This is a genomic window from Arthrobacter sp. 05T442, from assembly GCF_056395945.1.
This window is the reverse complement of the sequence record NZ_JBFTKM010000048.1, coordinates 1-1,026: the sequence shown is the minus strand read 5'-3', so window position 1 is coordinate 1,026 and position 1,026 is coordinate 1. Positions and strand designations below refer to the sequence as shown.

Below are 1,026 nucleotides of genomic sequence, written 5' to 3'. Positions count from 1 at the left end.
TGGATGGTCCGGACCGTGCGGTGCCAGGCGTCCTCGGGCAGGTCCCGCCATTCGACGTTCAGGTGCACGGCGGAGTGGTCGAAAAGGTGCCGCAGCGCGATCGGGGACAGCGTGGCGCCGAAACCGATTTCGTGGTCCCGGACCTCGGTGGAGGGATACATGGGTGTTTCCACTCCGGTGGCAGCCCACTCGACGAGCCGCGCGATGGCGCGGGCGTTGTAGCCGATGTGGGCGGTGATGTGGCGGCGGGTCCAGCCCGGCAGCAGCGACTCGCCGTCGAGCTCCGCGTCGCCCAGCTCGTTGAGCTTGCGGGCGAAGAACGCGGTGCCGCGCCGGGCCTGCAGCAGCGCGCCGAGCAGGTCCGGATCCGTCGTCTGGTCCTGGCGGGCGACCATCAGGCTTCCTTGATGACGCGGTTCGTCAGCTGGCCCAGTCCTTCTATGGTGGTGACCAGGACCTGGCCCTCCTGCAGGTAGCGCTTGGGGTCCTGGGCGTGGCCGACGCCGCCGGGGGTGCCGGTGGCGATCACATCTCCCGGGTTCAGCGTGATGATGGTCGAGATATAGGAGACCAGGTATTCCGGGGTGAAGACGAGGTCCCCGGTGGGGGTGCTCTGCTGGACTTCGCCGTCGACCGCGGAGGTCATCAGCGGCCCGGCGGTGAATTCGTCCTTCGTGACCAGGGCGGGCCCGAAAGGGGTGGACTTCTCCCAGGTTTTTCCCTGCAGCCACTGGACGGTGCGGAACTGGTAGTCGCGCATGGACACGTCGTTGAGGACGGCGTAGCCGGCGATGTGGTCCGCGGCGTCGGCTTCGGTGATCCGGCGGCCCGTTTTGCCGATGATGACGGCGAGTTCGGCTTCCCAGTCGACGGTGTCGGATTCCTGCGGGAGGGCCAGGTCATCGTTGGGGCCGATGAGGGATTCGGAGTACTTCGCGAACAGGGTGGGGAACTCGGGGACGTCCCGGCCCATTTCCTTGATGTGGTTGCGGTAGTTGTGGCCCACGCAGATGATCTTGCCGGGGG

Annotated in this window: 2 protein-coding genes; both read right to left on the bottom strand. The window is 67.3% G+C overall.

Going from position 1 to position 1,026, the window contains the following annotated elements:
* Positions 1-395, bottom strand: a 395-nt coding sequence (locus tag AC1DES_RS19105; protein WP_476897269.1) for a maleylpyruvate isomerase N-terminal domain-containing protein, incomplete at its 3' end; no start/stop codon positions are given.
* A partial coding sequence (locus tag AC1DES_RS19100) for a fumarylacetoacetate hydrolase family protein (RefSeq protein ID WP_476897268.1) occupies positions 395-1,026 on the bottom strand: 632 nt, incomplete at its 5' end. The genes AC1DES_RS19100 and AC1DES_RS19105, both read right to left, overlap by 1 nt.